The sequence below is a fragment of the Streptomyces sp. NPDC031554 genome, assembly GCF_055580685.1.
In genome coordinates this window covers 731400-746250 of record NZ_JBVIKX010000002.1, presented here as the reverse complement: position 1 = coordinate 746250, position 14851 = coordinate 731400, and the positions used below count along the sequence as shown (strand labels likewise).

The window sequence follows — 14851 nt, the reverse complement described above, 5'->3', positions numbered from 1 at the left end:
CCGATGTCGGCGAACGAGGGCTTCAGCCGGGCGAGCGAGTCGGCGGTGGTACCGGGGCGCGGGTGCTCGTCGTGGTCGAGGACCGTCAGCCCGCTCCGGTCCCGCACGGGGACGAGCGAGCGGTCGAAGCGGCCCTCCTTGACGGCGGTGGCCGCCCGCTCCTGGGAGAGGGCGGCGTACTCGTCGACGTCCCTGCGGGAGAAGCCCTCCAGGGTGGCGATCAGGTCGGCGCCGATGCCCTGCGGCACAAAGTTGACGGCCAGGTTGGTCATCGGGTCGTTGAACCAGGCGCCGCCGTCGGAGGCCATCGGCACCCGCGACATCGACTCCACGCCGCCCGCCAGGACGAGGTCCTCCCAGCCCGAACGGACCTTCATGGCGGCCAGGTTGACGGCCTCGAGACCGGAGGCGCAGAAGCGGTTCTCCTGCACGCCCGCCACGGTGTCGGGCAGTCCGGCGGCGATGGCGGCGATCCGCGCGATGTCGGAGCCCTGGTCGCCGACCGGCCCGACGACGCCCAGCACGATGTCGTCGATCGCGGCCGGGTCGAGGTCCGGGAAGCGCCCGCGCAGCTCGTGGATGAGCCCGACGACGAGGTCGATGGGCTTCGTGCCGTGCAGGGCGCCGCCTGCCTTGCCGCGCCCGCGCGGGGTGCGGATCGCGTCGTACACGTACGCTTCGGTGCTCACGGGGAGGCCTTTCGCTGAGGGTCGGGGTGCTGGGTGTCCGGGGGTGCGGCGAGCCGGGGCACGCCCCAGTCGCGGGCCACCGCCGCGGTGTCGGCCCCGGGCGGCGCGGGTCCGCCGCGCACGGCCGTCGGGGTGACGGAGAAGCGCGGCGCGGGGACGGGCTGGGTGAGGCCGTCGTGGTCGGTGAAGGTGCCGCGGGCGGCCAGGTGCGGGTGGTGCGGGGCCTCGCGCAGCGACAGCACGGGCGCCACGCACGCGTCGGTGCCCTCGAAGCGGACCGTCCACTGCGCGCGGGTGCGGGAGGCGAAGCGGGCCGCGACGGCCTCGCGCAGCTCGCCCCAGCGGGTCCAGTCCGTGCGGGCGTCGGCGAAGCCCTCGAGGCCGAGGACGCGGACGAACTCGTCGTAGAACCGCGGCTCCAGCGCGCCGACGGCCATGTGGCCGCCGTCGGCGGTCTCGTAGGTGCCGTAGTAGGGGCAGCCGCCGTCGAGGAGGTTGGCGGCGCGGCGGTCCTGCCAGCTGCCGGCGGAGAGCATGCCGTGGATCATGGCGGAGAGGTGGGCGGTGCCGTCGACGATGGCGGCGTCGACGACCTGCCCGGTGCCGGTGGCGCGCGCGTGGTGCAGCGCGGCGAGGACGCCGACGACGAGGTAGAGGGCGCCGCCCGCGTAGTCGCCGAGGAGGTTGGCGGGGACGGGCGGGGGCGTGCCGGGGGTGCCGATCATGCCGAGGGTGCCGGTGAGGGCGATGTAGGCGATGTCGTGGCCCGCGCGCGGGGCGAGGGGACCGTCCTGGCCCCAGCCGGTCATCCGGCCGTAGACGAGCCGGGGGTTGCGGGCGTGGCAGGCCTCGGGACCGACGCCGAGACGCTCGGCGACGCCGGGGCGGTTGCCTTCGAGGAGGACGTCGGCGCGGGCGGCGAGGTCGAGCACGCGCGCGGGGCCGTCCGGTGCCTTGAGGTCCACGAGCACCGAGCGCTTGTTGCGGTTGGTGACGTCGTGGGCCGGGTCGATGCCGAGGGAGGGGCCGCCGGGGCGGTCCACGCGGACGACGTCGGCGCCGAGGTCGGCCAGCAGCATGGCCGCGAAGGGGCCGGGCCCGATGCCGGCCAGCTCGACCACGCGCACCCCGGTGAGCGGACCGTGCCCCGCTGTGTCTGGCGTCGTCGTCATCCGGCTCCCTAGATGTGACACAACCGATGTAACACCAGTGATGCTAAGAACGTGTTCCGGCGGACACAAGACGTGGCGAGCAAGCGCTTGGCCAGTTTGCGGGAGCCGGGGCGCGCCCCCGGCACCTCGGTCGGCGGGCTCCGCCGTCCTCACGCTAGCCTCAGCCGGCGACAGCGGCACGGGCTGCGGGACCAAGGAGTGTCATGAGCAGGCTGAAAACGGCGGACCGCCCCTACGACATCGTGCTCTTCGGGGCCACCGGCTTCGTCGGGACGCTCACCGCGGAGTACCTGGCCGCCCACGCGCCCCGGGACCTGCGGTGGGCGATCGCCGGCCGCGACGAGGAGAGGCTGCGACGGCTGCGCGACCGGCTGCCGGGCGGCGCGGAGCCCGGTGTGCTGCGGGCGGACGTGTCCGATCCGGCCTCGCTGCGCGCGCTCGCCGGGCACGCGCGCGTGGTCGCCACGACCGTCGGCCCCTACGTGACGTACGGCGAGGAGCTGGTGGCCGCCTGCGCGGACGCCGGCGCCGACTACCTCGACCTCACCGGCGAGCCGGAGTTCGTGGACCTGACGTACGTGCGGCACGACGCCCGCGCGCGGGAGACGGGCGCCCGGCTGGTGCACGCGTGCGGGTTCGACTCGGTCCCCCACGACCTGGGCGCGTACTTCACCGTCCGGCAGCTGCCGGAGGGCGTGCCCCTGACGGTGGACGGCTACGTCACCGTCGACGCCGCCTTCTCGGGCGGGACGTTCGCCTCCGCGCTCGGGCAGTTCGCCCGCGGCCGGCAGCTGGCGGCCGCGGCCCGCGAACGGCACCGGCACGAGCCGCGGCTGATGGGCCGCCGGGCCGCGGCACCGCTGGGGGCGCCCCGGTTCGCGCCGGAGGTCGGCGCCTGGGCGCTGCCCCTGCCGACGATCGACCCGCAGATCGTGCGCCGTTCGGCGCGGGCCCTGGAGCGCTACGGCCCCGACTTCCGCTACCGCCACTACGCGGCCGTACGGCGACTGCCCGTCGCGGTGGGCGGGACCGCGGCCGTCGGCGCGCTGCTGGCCGCCGCCCAGGTGCCGCCCGCCCGGCGGTGGCTGTCGGACCGGCTGAGGCCCGGGAGGGGGCCGAGCGCCGAGAAGCGGGCGCGCAGCTGGTTCTCCGTCCGGTTCGTGGGCGAGGGCGGCGGCCGGCGGGTGTACACGGAGGTCTCCGGCGGGGATCCCGGCTACGACGAGACGGCGAAGATGTTCGCCGAGGCCGCGCTGGCCCTGGCCCTGGACGACCTGCCGGAGACGGCCGGGCAGGTCACGACGGCGGTGGCGATGGGCGACGCGCTGACCGGACGGCTGCGCGCGGCGGGCATCGGCTTCCGGGTGGCGGCGAGCCGCTGACCGCGGGCCGGTGCCGGTGCTCCCTGTCGGTCAGCGCCTCGCGGCTTCCGGTCCGGGGCCGGGGCTTCCGGTCCGGGGCCGGGCCGGGCCGATCGTCGTCCGGCGGGTCCTCAGACCGGCCACTCCACCAGCGTGTAGATCATGCCGACGATCCAGCCGAGCCCGGCCAGGACGGCGAGGACCAGTGCGGCGTTCACGGCGCGCTCGACGGGCCGGTCGGGGGCGGCGAGGGGCTTGGGAGCTCGGTGCGTCGTCATATGGTCAGACTGCCCGGCATGCGCCGGACCTCACATCCGTACGGATACTCAGTTCGGCGCGCTCGGGCCCCGGCAGGCGTCGACGGCCCGCTCGCCGCCTCCCGGAGCCGGGCGGCGGGCCGCCGAAGTGCGTCGCGCGGCCGGTCGGTGACGGACGGTCGGTGACGGACGGTCAGTGGTGGACGGTCAGTGGTGGACGGCCGCCTCCGCGAGTGCCCTGCGGCACAGCGCGTCCGCCCGCCGGGTCGACTCCGGCAGGCGGAACCGCGGTGTCAGGGCCAGGGTGTGGGCGCAGGCGTTGTCCAGGCTCACCCGGTGGCCGACCGAGACGAAGACCGGTTTGACGCCCGCGCGCGTGCGCAGGGCCCGGCCCACCTCCTCGTCCCCGGCCAGCAGCGGCGCGGCGGATCCGCGCGCGGCGGCCGGGTCGGCGTACGCGAAGGCGAACGGGTTCTTGGCGACGCCGATCGTGGGCAGGCCGGTGAGGACGCCGAGATGACTGGCGAGGCCGAAACGGCGCGGGTGGGCCAGGCCGTAGCCGTCGCAGACGACCAGGCCGGGGTCGCGGGGCAGCGCGTCCAGGGCGGCGAGCACGGTGGGGATCTCGCGGAAGGCGAGCAGGCCGGGGACGTACGGGAAGGGGACCCGGCCCACGGCGGTGGCCTCGGCGACCACGTCGAGGCTCACCGCGTCCAGCACGACGGCCGCCGCGGCCACCAGGTCCCGTTCGTCGTCGTAGGCCACGTCGACTCCGGTCACCCGCCCGGTGCCGGGCGGCGGCCCCGCCTCGCCGAGCACCACGCGCACCCGCAGCTCGTCCTGGACGGCGCGGGCCTCCTCCTCGGTCGTGGGCCAGCCCACCGGAATGTCCACTGCCGGAATGTTCACTGTCGTCATGGTGGGGACGAGCCTACGGGCCGCCCCGGACGGCGTAGGCTCGCGATCATGTTCGTACTGGAACTGACCTATACGGCGCCCCTGGACGCGGTGGACGCCGTCCTGCCGGACCACGTGGCCTGGCTCGACGAACAGTACGCGCGCGAGGTGTTCCTGGCGTCCGGGCGCAAGAACCCCCGCGACGGCGGGGTGATCCTCGCCGTCGCGGAGGACCGCGCCACGATCGAGGCGGTCGCCGCCGGCGACCCCTTCGTCCTGGCCGGTGTGTGCGCGTACCGCGTCACGGAGTTCGAGGCCACGAAGACGGCGCCCGCGCTGGAGCGGTACCGGAGCGGACCCGGCTGACCGGGTCCGGCCGCGCCGGGCCGTCGTTCCCCGCCCGCCGTCAGTCCTTGCCCAGCGCGCGCTGCAACTGGCTCTTGTTCATGTCCGAACGGCCGTGGACGCCACGGCGCTTGGCCTCCTCGTAGAGCTGGTCGTAGGTGGGTCCCCCGGAGCCCCCGCCGGACCGCTGTCCGCCCCGCTCGCCGGACGACTTGTCCTGCGTGGAGGTGCGGCTCGCGGTCTTCGACTCTCCGGACCGGGCGCGTTCCTTGTTCACCGTGCGGGCGGCGATCTCCTTCGCCCGGCCGGGGCTCTCCCCCCGCTCCCGCGCGCTCTCCTCGATGTGCTCGTACTGGCGTTCCCGCTTGGGGCTGGAACCGCGTGGCATGTGCGCTCACTCCTCTCGTGTCCGCACCTCCCGGGTACCCCGCGACGGCTCATTTCTCCAGGCGTGCCACCCGTCCCTGTTCGCCGGCGGCCCAGCAGCCGTGGTCCGGGGCGCAGTCGACGGTGTCGTACGAGCCGGTGTCGAGGGTGCGCCAGGTGCGGCCGGCGTCGGTGGTCAGGTCGGTGCCGGTGGGGCCGACCGCGAGGGCGACGGTGCGGCTGTGCGGCAGCCAGGCGACGCCGGAGCGGTAGGCGGGCGGGGGCGTGCCGGCGGGCCGCCAGGTGCGGCCCGCGTCACCGGTGACGGCGGCGGCCGACGGGGAGGGCTCGCCGGCGCGATAGTCACCGCCGACCGCGAGGCCGTGCGCGCGGTCGCGGAAGGCGAGCGCGAACACCCCGCGCGCGGGATCGCCCGCCGGGACCGGGGCGTCGGTGGCCGTCCAGGTCCGCCCCCGGTCCGCGGAGTGCAGCACGCGCGCGCGTGCCGCGCCGCCGGTGGCCAGCCACACGTCCCGGGGGCCGGCGGGGACCAGGCACTGGCCGCTCGCCGCGAAGCCGGCCTCGCCCGGCAGGGCGGGCGGCATGCCCGCGTCCGGCAGCGCCGTCCAGGAGCGGCCGCCGTCACCGGTCGACAGGATGCGGAACCTGCCGTCCACCGGGTCGCTCATCGCGAGGCCGTGGCGGCGGTCGAAGAAGGCCAGGCAGTCGTAGAAGGCCCGTGCGTCGGTGTTGCGGAAGGACTCCGTCCAGGTCGCACCGCCGTCGGCGGTGCGGTAGATCCGGGAGGCCTCGCCCTCGCCGATGGCCAGCACCACGGCGTGCCGCGCGTCGAAGGCCTCCACGTCGCGGAACTGGAGGTCGGCGGCGCCGGGCGGGGAGACGTTCCGCCAGCTCGCGCCGCCGTCGGTGGTGCGCAGGACGGTGCCCCGCGTACCCGCGACCCAGGCGGTGTCCCGGTCGACCGCGGCCAGCCCGCGGAAGCGGACGGCGGGGGTCCCGGTGTCCTTGAGCGCCCACGCGGGCGCGTGGCCGGCCGGCCCGCCCCCGTGCGCCCTGGCCTGCGCCTGGGCGGGTGCGGGTACGGCCGTCAGCACGGCCAGCACCGCCGCGCAGGCCGCCCCCACCGCCGCCGTCCGCCCCGCGCGCCTCGCCGGAGCCGTCCGCCCCGCGCGCCCCGTGTGCCTCGTCGGAGCCGTGCGTGCCGCACTGATCGTGTGTCGCGTCTTCCCCAAGGGCCTCATGGCGGGCGAAGCTAGTCCACCGCCCCGGTGGCGTCCAGATGCCCTCGATCGCCCCACCGGTCCGCGCGGGCACGGCAGGAGAGGTGAGTCACTCGTATGCATGAAAGGCGGTGACCGAGGTCACCCGGACCGTGTGTGCACGCATCGGCCGGTTCCGGCGTCTCTTCCAGTGTCCGGCCCCACCCACCCGGTAGTCCGTCCCGCCGTCACAAGGGAGCAAGGCGTTGTCCATCGTCATCGAGCAGCCCGTCGAGGCGCGCCTGGTCGCCGCCGCGCCGCGGATGCAGAGCATCCCCGCCACGCTGCACTACGACCGGCGTGACCCCTTCGCCGTCCGTATGACCTTCCCGGCCCCGGCCACCCTGGAGGGCGTGGACGTCTGCTGGACCTTCGCCCGCGATCTGCTCACCGCGGGCCTGCACGACGCCGAGGGCCACGGGGACGTGCGCGTGCGGCCGTACGGGTACGACCGGACGGTGCTGGAGTTCCACGCGCCGGAGGGCACGGCGATCGTGCACGTGCACTCGGCGGAGATCCGGCGCTTCCTGGAGGCGACCGGCGAACTGGTGCCGGCCGGCCTGGAGCACCTGCAGCTCGACCTGGACCGCGACCTGGAGGAGCTGATGGGGGACGCTCTTTAATTCCGTTGACAGCCCCTCCCGGCCCCTCCTACGGTCTGTCACGCATCTGTTGCCGCCGACAGGAGAAGGACGTTGCTCGTCTGAGGTCCTGAGACACCACGCCGCACCCCCCATTTTTTTCCGGGGTGCGGGCGTCGCGTGCGACCTCGGCGTTCCGGCCGTCCTCACGGAGCGGGTTCCCGCTCCGCGTTCCCCTGGCCCCGCGCTCCCCGTTCCCGAGGTGGTCGCCGCTCCCGGTGTCTCGACACGTGTCGTCCTGACCGCACACGCGACCGCGAGGCCCCCTTGTCACATTCGATCACCTGCACGTCCCTCTCCTTCACCTGGCCCGACGGCACCCCCGTCCTCGACGGGCTCGACGTCGCCTTCGGCCCCGGCCGGACCGGACTCGTCGGCGTCAACGGCTCCGGCAAGTCGACCCTGCTGAAGCTGATCGCCGGCCGGCTCACCCCTTCCGACGGCACCGTCCGCACGGCCGGCGAGATCGGTCACCTCCCGCAGAACGTCACGCTCGACACCGCCCTCCGCGTCGACGAGGTCCTCGGCATCGCCGCCCGCCGCGCCGCGCTGCACGCCATCGAGGGCGGCGACGCGTCCGAGGCACACTTCGAGACCCTCGGCGACGACTGGGACGTCGAGGAACGCGCCCTGGCCACCCTCGGCGAACTCGGGCTCGGCCGCATCGGCCTGGACCGCACCGTCGGCGAGGTGTCCGGCGGCGAGTCCGTGCTGCTGCGGCTGGCCGCGCTGCTGCTGCGCCGGCCGGACGTCCTGCTCCTCGACGAACCGACCAACAACCTCGACCTGTACGCCCGGCGGCGCCTGTACGCGGCCGTCGCGGGCTGGCCGGGCGTGCTGGTCGTCGTCAGCCACGACCGGGAGCTGCTCGAGCTCGTCGACCAGATCGCCGACCTGCGCGACGGGGAGGTGACCTGGTACGGCGGCAACTTCTCGGCCTACGAGCAGGCGCTCGCCACCGAGCAGGAGGCCGCCGAACGCATGGTGCGCGTCGCCGAGTCCGACCTGCGCAAGCAGAAACGCGAACTGTCCGAGGCCCACATGAAACTGGCCCGGCGCAAGCGGTACGGCCAGAAGATGTGGGACCAGAAACGCGAGCCGAAGATCGTGATGGGGGCGCGCAAGCGGGCGGCGCAGGAGTCCGCCGGCAAGCACCGCATCCTGCACGAGGAGAAGCTCGCCGAGGCCAGGGAGCGGCTCGACGAGGCCGTCGAGGCGGTGCGCGACGACGCGGAGATCCGCGTCGAGCTGCCGTACACGGCCGTGCCGCCCGGCCGTGAGGTGCTCACCCTGCTGGACCTGCGGCTCGCGCACGGCGCGCGCGTGGAGGGCGGTCTCGACCTGCGCGGGCCCGAGCGGGTGGCGCTGGTGGGGCGCAACGGCGCGGGCAAGACCACGCTGCTGCGCACGATCGCCGGGGAGCTGGCCCCGGTGGCGGGCGAGGCGCGCGCGCACGTGCCGCTCCGTTTCCTGCCGCAGCGGCTGGACGTCCTCGACGACGGGCTGACGGTCGCCGAGAACGTGGCCCGCTTCGCACCGGACGCCACCGACAACCGGATCCGGGCCCGGCTGGCCCGCTTCCTGTTCCGGGGTGCCCGCGCCGACCGGAAGGCGGCGACGCTGTCGGGCGGCGAACGGTTCCGGGCGACGCTGGCGGCGCTGATGCTGGCCGAGCCCGCGCCGCAGCTGCTGATGCTGGACGAACCGACCAACAACCTCGACATGGCGAGCGTGCGGCAGCTCACGACCGCCCTGGAGTCCTACGAGGGCGCCCTGATCGTGGCCAGTCACGACCTGCCGTTCCTGGAGTCGATCGGGATCACCCGCTGGCTGCTGCTGGACGGGGAACTGCGGGAGAGCTCGGCGCGGGAACTGGCGGACCCCGCGTAGCGCGCCGGGTCCCGGGAGGGCCACGGCACGGCGGCGGGGGTTTCGCCGTGGCGGACCGGCCCGGCATGATGGCTGACCGGCGCCCCTCGCCCGGCGCCGGTCAGCCACCGCCGATTCGGAGATCCGGACGTGCCCAGCAAGAAGGCCCTCATCCGCCGCCCCGGCCCGCGCCTCGCCGAAGGCCTGGTGACGCACGTCGAGCGCGTGGCGGTCGACGTGGACCTCGCCCTGGAGCAGTGGGAGGCCTACGCCGAGGCCCTGCGGTCGACGGGCTGGGAGACCGTCGAGGTGGAGCCCGACGACGACTGCCCGGACGCCGTGTTCGTCGAGGACACGGTGGTGATGTACCGCAACGTCGCCCTGATCGCGCGGTCCGGCGCCGAGTCCCGGCGCGCGGAGACCGCCGGCGTCGAGGAGGCCGTGGCCCGGCTGGGCTGCTCGGTCAACTGGATCTGGGAGCCGGGCACGCTGGACGGCGGCGACGTGCTCAAGTGCGGTGACACGCTCTACGTGGGCCGCAGCGGCCGCACCGACGCGGCCGGCGTCCAGCAGGTGCGGGAGACCTTCGAGCCGCTCGGGGCGCGGGTCGTGGCCGTCCCCGTGAGCAAGGTGCTGCACCTGAAGTCGGCGGTCACCGCGCTGCCCGACGGGACGGTGATCGGCCACATCCCGAAGGTGGACCGGCCGGCGCTGTTCCCGCGGTTCCTGTCGGTGCCCGAGGAGTCGGGCGCCCACGTGGTGCTGCTCGGTGGCCCGAAACTGCTCATCGCCGCGAGCGCGCCGAGGACCGCGGACCTGCTCTCCGACCTCGGGTACGAGCCCGTCGTGGTCGACATCGGCGAGTTCGAGAAGCTCGAGGGATGTGTGACGTGTCTCTCGGTGCGACTGCGGGGCCTGTACGCCTGACCGGGTGATCGCACCACCCGCCCGGCCCCGCGACCTGCGCGTCCCGGGACCCTCCGGCATGTCCGGAAACCTCTCGGGGCGCCTGCCGGAAAGGGCGCTGATCAGCGATCTTTACAGTGAACTTAATCTACGGCTACGTAACCTACGGGTTCGTAGCCTACGATCCCGTAAGTTCTGGCGCCGCCCGCCGGACGCAGTCCGCTGTACCCCACGTCCCCTGGAGCACCCCCGTGACGATCACCTCCTCGAACCTCGGCAGCCCCTCCGCCGTCTGGACCGACGCCCGGCTGCTGTACGCCCTGGAGGAAGTGGTCGAGACCGAGCTGAACCGGCATCTGAAAGTCGCCAAGGACTGGATGCCGCACGAGTACGTGCCCTGGAGCGACGGCCGCAACTTCCCCGGTCTCTTCGAGGACGGCGAGGCCTGGGGCAAGGAGCAGTCGAAGGTCACCGAGATCGGCCGGATCGCGCTGGTCGTGAACCTGCTCACCGAGGACAACCTCCCCAGCTACCACCACGAGATCGCCTCGCTGTTCGGCCGCGACGGCGCCTGGGGCACCTGGGTGCACCGCTGGACGGCGGAGGAGGGCCGGCACGGCATCGTGATGCGCGACTACCTGCTCGCCTCGCGCGCGGTCGACCCGGACAAGCTGGAGGCGTTCCGGATGGCCCACATGAGCGAGGGCTTCGAGTCGGACAACCGCCACTCGATGCTGCACTCGGTGGCCTACGTCGCCTTCCAGGAGCTGGCGACCCGCATCTCGCACCGCAACACCGGCCACCAGTCCGGCGACCCGGTCTGCGACCGCATGCTGGCGCGCATCGCGACCGACGAGAACCTCCACATGGTCTTCTACCGCAACCTGCTGAAGGCCGCCTTCGAGCTGGCGCCCGACCTGACCATGCAGGCGGTGCGCGACGTGGTCGTGAACTTCCGCATGCCCGGCCACGGCATGCCCGGCTTCGAGCGGGCGGCGGCGCAGATGGCGATCGGCGAGGTCTACAACATGCGCATCCACCACGACGACGTGCTCCAGCCCGTCCTGCGCCACCTGAGGGTCCTGGAGCTGGACGGCCTCGGCCCGGAGGGCCTGAAGGCGCAGGAGGAGCTCGGCCTGTTCATGGGCGGTCTGGACGCCGAGGCCCTGAAGTTCGACGAGAAGCTGGCGGCGCGCAAGGCCCGCATGGCGGCCCGCGCCGTGGGCTGACCCCGCGGCACAGCGGCACAGCGACCCCGCCGCATCGCGGCACCGCGGCGCCTCACGAACGGCCCGCACCGGAGAGCGCGTCCCGGTGCGGGCCGTTCGCGTGTGCGGCGTCCGGGGCCGCCCCCGTGGCCCCGGCCCCCGTCCGCCCCGCCTCTCGGCTGCCCCGCCTGTCGGCCGCACCCCCGCGATGCGGCCGTAGGGGTGCGCCGGCTCCCCGCCGTGCCGCCCGCTCAGCGCGCGGCACGGCGCAGGTGCAGGCGTTCCTTCTCGGACAGGCCGCCCCACACGCCGAAGCGCTCGTCGTGGGCGAGGGCGTAGTCCAGGCACGCGGACCGCATCTCGCACATGCCGCAGATGCGCTTGGCCTCCCGCACCGAGCTGCCCGGTTCCGGGAAGAAGAAGTCCGCCCCGGTCTGTGCGCACAGTGCCTGCCGCTGCCAGGCGAGGTCGGGGGAGGGAATCGTGTCGGTGTACATGGGCAGCATCGTGACGCGCGGCGAAAAACGTTCCATCAACGCCGGATATACGCGCTCCGGCAGGGCCCCGGCCGCACTGATGGTGCCCCCCGGGAACACCGCGGCGCACGGCGGCGCGCCGGGCCCGCCGTGCGGGCTCCGGCAGCGGGCTCCGGTGGGCGGTGCGAGACTCGGCAGAGCAGGAGCAGGGGAACGGCGCACGGCGGCAGTGCCCCGGGGGCGGTGCGCGGCACAGGACTCTCGAGGAGGGCGACGATGCTCACCACCCGTTTCGTCGACGGCGCCCCGAACTGGCTCGACATCGGCACGTCCGACGTCGGGCGCGCGACCGCCTTCTACGGCGCCCTCTTCGGCTGGCGGTTCCGGTCGGCGGGGCCCGACGCCGGCGGCTACGGCTTCTTCCAGCTGGACGGCAGGACCGCGGCGGGCGGTATGCAGACCTCTCCGGAGCAGGGCCCGCCGGCGTGGACGGTCTACTTCCGGACGGCCGACGCGGCCGCCACCTGCGAGGCGGCCGAGCGGGCGCACGGCAGGGTGCTGTTCCCGCCGCTGGAGGTCATGGACCGGGGCACCATGGCGATCGTCGCCGACCCGGCGGGGGTGCCCTTCGGCATCTGGCAGCCGGACCGGTTCGAGGGCGTGGACGTGGCGGGCGAGCCGGGCTCGCTGTGCCGGGTCGAGCTGTACACCCCGGACATCGCCGCGGCGGCCGCCTTCTACCGGGCCGTCCTGGGTCTGGAGACCGCGGGCGTTCCCTCGCCCACCGGCACGTACACCAGCGTGAATCCGGCCGGGGCGGGCGAGGAGTCCGTGTTCGGCGGGTTCGTGCCGCTGGCCGACGACCCCGCGGAGGCGCCGTACCCGGCGTACTGGCTGCCGTACGTCGAGGTGGTGGACGTCGACGCGGTCGCGGCGCGGGCCGGGGAGCTGGGCGGCGGTGTCCGGGCGGCACCGGCGGACGTGGCAGGCACGGGCCGGATCGCCAAGCTGACCGATCCGGACGGGGCGCGCTTCGCGGTGATCCGGAGCGAACCCCGGCAGGGGTGAGGGCGAGGGCACGCCCTACGCGGAGGCGCGGCGCACCAGGGTGGTCGGCAGGACCAGGCCGTTCGGGGCGGCCGGTGCTCCGGCGTCCCGGGCTGACCCCCCGGCGCCGCGGCGGTCCGGGCCGCGCAGCAGGAGGCGGGTCATGATGCGGCCCATCTCCTCGATGTCCTGACGGACCGTGGTCAGGGGCGGGTCGGTCTGTTCGGCCAGGGGCACCATGTCGTCGAAGCCGACCACGGCGACGTCCTCGGGCACCCGCAGTCCGCGTTCGCGCAGCACGCGCAGGACGCCCGAGGCGGTGAGGTCGTTGGCGGCGAACACGGCGTCGACGTCCGGGCAGCGGTCGAGGAGTTCGCGCATGGCGCGTTCACCGCCGCCGGGGGTGAAGTCGCTCTCCACCACGAGCCGCGCGTCGGCGTCCCCCCGCACGTCCCGGAAGCCCTGGAGCCGGTCCGCCGCCGAGGTCTGGTCCAGCGGCCCGGTGATGTGCGCGACGCGGGTGCGGCCGAGTCCGACCAGGTGCCGCACGGCCTCCCGGGCGCCGCCCCGGTTGTCGCTGTCCACGTACCTGACGTCGCGCGTGCCGTCGCCCCAGCCGGGGCGGCCGCCGAACACCGTCGGCACCCCGGCGCCCTGGATCAGCCCGGGCAGCGGGTCGTCGATGTGGAGGGAGAAGACGAGGGCACCGTCGACATGGCCGCCGGCGAGGTAGCGGGCGACCCGGACGTGGTCGTCGCGGCCCTCGGTGAGCAGTAGCACGAGCTGGTTGTCGTGGGCGGTCAGCTCCTTGCTGATGCCTCGCAGTTGCAGGGCGAAGAAGGGGTCGGCGAAGACCCGGGTCTCGGGTTCGGCGATGACGACGGCGACGGCGTCGTGCCGCTTGGTCACCAGGCTGCGCGCGGCCTGGTTGGGGACGTAGCCGAGTTCGTCCACGGCGCGCCGGACCCGCTCGACGAGCGGCTCGCGCACCCCGTCGCCGCCGTTGACGACCCGTGAGACGGTCGCCCGCGACACCCCCGCCCGTGCGGCCACTGCCTCCAGCGTGGGACGGGGCGCTGTGTCGCTCACTTCGGGGCTCCTCCTCGGTGCGGTGCGGCTCAGGATAGCCGCGGCGGGGAGGAGGTGAGAGCGCTCTCGCCACCGGGGCGGCGAGGCCGCCGTCCGGGCCCGTCGGCGCTCGTGGGGTTCGTCGTCGGTGGTCGTGGGGTTCGTGGTCAGTGCTCGTGGGGTTCGTGGGGGCCGTGGGGCTCGTAGCCGGGGATCGTGCCGTCCGGTCTGCGCACCAGGAACAGACCCACCATCCCCATGTCGGAGTGACTCTGCACGTGGCAGTGGTACATCCACGCGCCGGCCCCCACGCCCTCCCCCGCGACCACCTGGAAGCCGAAGGAGTCGGCCGGACCGACGATCTTGTTGTCGACGACCCGGCTGGGGTCGTCGGGGCCGGTGAGCGTGCCGGTGCGGTTGTCGGCCCAGCGGTGTCCGTGCAGGTGGAAGGTGTGGTAGTACTCGCCGTGCGTGATCATCACGAACTCGACGCGGTCGCCCACCACGGCCTCGAAGTCCGGGCCGCCGTGGGCGGGCCGGTTGTTGATCGTCATGTCGTTGAAGACGATCGTGTGGGTGGCGTCGGGCAGGACGTCGCCCTTGCGCCGGACGATCACCGGTCCGTAGAGGCCCTTGCGGATGCCGCCCGTGCCGTGTTCCGTGCCGACGACGTGGTCGTGGTAGTGCCAGTAGCCCGCGCTGCCGGCCCGCCAGGTGCCGTCCGCGCGGCGGCCGGGGAGGTGCGTGCGCCAGGTGTAGGTGCGCGAGCCGCCCGGTTCCACGTCGCTGTGGTTCAGCGCCGTGCCGTCGCTGGAGGTCTCGTAGTCGAGGCCGTGCACGTGCAGGCTCGCCGGCACGTCCAGGGCGTTCTCGAACTCGATGTGGACGGTGTCGCCCTCGTTCACCTCGATCAGCGGGCCGGGGACCGTCGCCCCGCCCTTCTCGAAGCCGTAGCCGAGCTGCCCGTCGGGGAGCTTCTCCGCGTACAGCCTGAGGTGCCGCACCTGGCCGCCGGCCGGGGCCGCCGCGGCCCGGGAGACGGCGTCGGCGGCCCGGGAGACGGTCGGTGACAACGATGTCGCCGCCGCGGCGCCGCCGAGCAGCACCCGCCGGTTGAAACCGCGTCTGTCCATGCGGAACTCCCCCTCCTGATACGGCACTTGCGAAGGCGTACCTGTGACGAGCGCGAGGAACCCGTGCGACGGTACCGGTCGTTCCGCCGTTCATCCACACCCAGGACAAAGTTCGTGCCATTGCGGTCATTGCCCT

General features: G+C 74.3%; 16 protein-coding genes. 7 read left to right on the top strand and 9 right to left on the bottom strand.

Going from position 1 to position 14851, the window contains the following annotated elements; all coding sequences use genetic code 11:
• Together ACZ5FU_RS08675 and ACZ5FU_RS08670 are read right to left on the bottom strand one after the other, a co-directional pair.
• Positions 1-689, bottom strand: a 689-nt coding sequence (locus ACZ5FU_RS08675; protein ID WP_469045100.1) for a thiolase family protein, incomplete at its 3' end; no start/stop codon positions are given.
• Positions 686-1861: a CaiB/BaiF CoA transferase family protein gene (locus tag ACZ5FU_RS08670; protein ID WP_468836582.1), complete on the bottom strand. Its 1176-nt coding sequence runs from the start codon at positions 1859-1861 to the stop codon at positions 686-688. The genes ACZ5FU_RS08675 and ACZ5FU_RS08670, both read right to left, overlap by 4 nt.
• 203 nt (positions 1862-2064) lie before the next feature.
• On the opposite strand from ACZ5FU_RS08670, the gene ACZ5FU_RS08665 reads away from it, so the two are divergent.
• Positions 2065-3243 carry a saccharopine dehydrogenase family protein gene (locus ACZ5FU_RS08665; RefSeq protein WP_468646425.1) on the top strand — a complete coding sequence of 393 codons (1179 nt, stop codon included), beginning with the start codon at positions 2065-2067 and terminating at the stop codon, positions 3241-3243.
• A 110-nt stretch (positions 3244-3353) separates the two neighbouring features.
• On the opposite strand, the gene mmpA is transcribed toward ACZ5FU_RS08665, so the two are convergent.
• Together mmpA and ACZ5FU_RS08655 are read right to left on the bottom strand one after the other, a co-directional pair.
• Positions 3354-3500: a morphogenic membrane protein MmpA gene (mmpA, locus tag ACZ5FU_RS08660; RefSeq protein WP_451530591.1), complete on the bottom strand. Its 147-nt coding sequence runs from the start codon at positions 3498-3500 to the stop codon at positions 3354-3356.
• A gap of 186 nt (positions 3501-3686) precedes the next feature.
• The gene (locus ACZ5FU_RS08655; protein WP_451781524.1) at positions 3687-4397 is read right to left on the bottom strand and encodes an endonuclease V; all 711 of its coding nucleotides are present in this window, start codon (positions 4395-4397) and stop codon (positions 3687-3689) included.
• A 48-nt stretch (positions 4398-4445) separates the two neighbouring features.
• Here ACZ5FU_RS08655 and ACZ5FU_RS08650 point away from each other — a divergent pair, with 48 nt between their 5' ends.
• Complete coding sequence (locus ACZ5FU_RS08650) at positions 4446-4742, top strand: YciI family protein (RefSeq protein ID WP_451530589.1); 297 nt, start codon at positions 4446-4448, stop codon at positions 4740-4742.
• Positions 4743-4782: 40 nt separating this feature from the next.
• On the opposite strand, the gene ACZ5FU_RS08645 is transcribed toward ACZ5FU_RS08650, so the two are convergent.
• A complete protein-coding gene (locus tag ACZ5FU_RS08645; RefSeq protein WP_451530588.1) occupies positions 4783-5109 on the bottom strand; it encodes a plasmid stabilization protein in 327 nt (108 codons plus the stop codon).
• A gap of 49 nt (positions 5110-5158) precedes the next feature.
• Positions 5159-6349 (bottom strand): WD40/YVTN/BNR-like repeat-containing protein, encoded by a 1191-nt coding sequence (locus ACZ5FU_RS08640; RefSeq protein ID WP_451781522.1) that lies wholly within the window; start codon positions 6347-6349, stop codon positions 5159-5161.
• Positions 6350-6573: 224 nt separating this feature from the next.
• Between ACZ5FU_RS08640 and ssgD the strand changes: the two genes are divergently transcribed.
• From ssgD to ACZ5FU_RS08620, 4 genes are all read left to right on the top strand, one after another.
• The gene (ssgD, locus tag ACZ5FU_RS08635; RefSeq protein WP_451530586.1) at positions 6574-6990 is read left to right on the top strand and encodes a spore wall synthesis regulator SsgD; all 417 of its coding nucleotides are present in this window, start codon (positions 6574-6576) and stop codon (positions 6988-6990) included.
• 285 nt (positions 6991-7275) lie between these two features.
• Entirely contained in the window at positions 7276-8898 is a 1623-nt protein-coding gene (locus tag ACZ5FU_RS08630) for an ABC-F family ATP-binding cassette domain-containing protein (RefSeq protein ID WP_451530585.1), read from the top strand.
• A 129-nt stretch (positions 8899-9027) separates the two neighbouring features.
• Positions 9028-9804, top strand: coding sequence for a dimethylargininase (gene ddaH / locus ACZ5FU_RS08625; RefSeq protein WP_451530584.1), 777 nt, complete (start codon positions 9028-9030; stop codon positions 9802-9804).
• Between the two features lie 230 nt (positions 9805-10034).
• Complete coding sequence (locus ACZ5FU_RS08620; RefSeq protein ID WP_468646427.1) at positions 10035-11012, top strand: acyl-ACP desaturase; 978 nt, start codon at positions 10035-10037, stop codon at positions 11010-11012.
• A gap of 230 nt (positions 11013-11242) precedes the next feature.
• Here ACZ5FU_RS08620 and ACZ5FU_RS08615 read toward each other — a convergent pair whose 3' ends face one another.
• On the bottom strand, positions 11243-11488 hold the full coding sequence (locus ACZ5FU_RS08615; RefSeq protein ID WP_451530596.1) for a WhiB family transcriptional regulator: 246 nt from the start codon (positions 11486-11488) through the stop codon (positions 11243-11245).
• Between the two features lie 255 nt (positions 11489-11743).
• Between ACZ5FU_RS08615 and ACZ5FU_RS08610 the strand changes: the two genes are divergently transcribed.
• Positions 11744-12535 carry a VOC family protein gene (locus tag ACZ5FU_RS08610; protein WP_451530582.1) on the top strand — a complete coding sequence of 264 codons (792 nt, stop codon included), beginning with the start codon at positions 11744-11746 and terminating at the stop codon, positions 12533-12535.
• Positions 12536-12550: 15 nt separating this feature from the next.
• Here the strand turns inward: ACZ5FU_RS08610 and ACZ5FU_RS08605 are convergent, their stop codons facing one another.
• On the bottom strand, positions 12551-13603 hold the full coding sequence (locus tag ACZ5FU_RS08605; protein ID WP_469045099.1) for a LacI family DNA-binding transcriptional regulator: 1053 nt from the start codon (positions 13601-13603) through the stop codon (positions 12551-12553).
• A gap of 146 nt (positions 13604-13749) precedes the next feature.
• Positions 13750-14715, bottom strand: coding sequence for a multicopper oxidase domain-containing protein (locus tag ACZ5FU_RS08600; RefSeq protein ID WP_451530580.1), 966 nt, complete (start codon positions 14713-14715; stop codon positions 13750-13752).
• Between the last annotated feature and the right edge of the window lie 136 nt (positions 14716-14851).

Excerpts from the sequence above, each read along its gene's own strand:
- ACZ5FU_RS08610 (WP_451530582.1), top strand. The coding sequence starts at position 11,744 with ATGCTCACCACCCGTTTCGTCGACGGCGCCCCGAACTGGCTCGACATC.
- ACZ5FU_RS08600 (WP_451530580.1), bottom strand. The coding sequence starts at position 14,715 with ATGGACAGACGCGGTTTCAACCGGCGGGTGCTGCTCGGCGGCGCCGCG.
- ACZ5FU_RS08650 (WP_451530589.1), top strand. The coding sequence starts at position 4,446 with ATGTTCGTACTGGAACTGACCTATACGGCGCCCCTGGACGCGGTGGAC.
- mmpA (WP_451530591.1), bottom strand. The coding sequence starts at position 3,500 with ATGACGACGCACCGAGCTCCCAAGCCCCTCGCCGCCCCCGACCGGCCC.
- ACZ5FU_RS08670 (WP_468836582.1), bottom strand. The coding sequence starts at position 1,861 with ATGACGACGACGCCAGACACAGCGGGGCACGGTCCGCTCACCGGGGTG.
- ACZ5FU_RS08655 (WP_451781524.1), bottom strand. The coding sequence starts at position 4,397 with ATGACGACAGTGAACATTCCGGCAGTGGACATTCCGGTGGGCTGGCCC.
- ACZ5FU_RS08615 (WP_451530596.1), bottom strand. The coding sequence starts at position 11,488 with ATGTACACCGACACGATTCCCTCCCCCGACCTCGCCTGGCAGCGGCAG.
- ACZ5FU_RS08645 (WP_451530588.1), bottom strand. The coding sequence starts at position 5,109 with ATGCCACGCGGTTCCAGCCCCAAGCGGGAACGCCAGTACGAGCACATC.
- ACZ5FU_RS08640 (WP_451781522.1), bottom strand. The coding sequence starts at position 6,349 with ATGAGGCCCTTGGGGAAGACGCGACACACGATCAGTGCGGCACGCACG.
- ACZ5FU_RS08665 (WP_468646425.1), top strand. The coding sequence starts at position 2,065 with ATGAGCAGGCTGAAAACGGCGGACCGCCCCTACGACATCGTGCTCTTC.